We start from the raw sequence: 206 nt of genomic DNA on the forward strand, positions 1-206 counted from the left end.
ATGTTGATCAGCCGGGCTCGCGGGGGCCCATTCAGAAATCGACGCGATACCGGGATCTATGCCGCGCCGCGCTCGTCGAACAAAAGCGCCATGCTGATCGCATCGATGAACTGACCGTCGATGCGTGCCGCACGTCGGACGATGCCTTCGCGTGCAAATCCCATCTTTTCGTAGAGAGCGATAGCACGGGCGTTGTCTTCATAAAC

General features: G+C 58.3%; 1 protein-coding gene. It reads right to left on the minus strand.

All coding sequences use genetic code 11. The features are described from left to right. Nucleotides 1-56: 56 nt before the first annotated feature. On the minus strand, nt 57-206 hold a 150-nt coding region (locus tag AF337_RS45415; RefSeq protein WP_160320315.1), incomplete at its 5' end, for a GNAT family N-acetyltransferase.

The sequence above is a fragment of the Rhizobium ecuadorense genome (genome assembly GCF_001187535.1).
Taxonomy (GTDB): Bacteria; Pseudomonadota; Alphaproteobacteria; order Rhizobiales; family Rhizobiaceae; genus Rhizobium; species Rhizobium ecuadorense.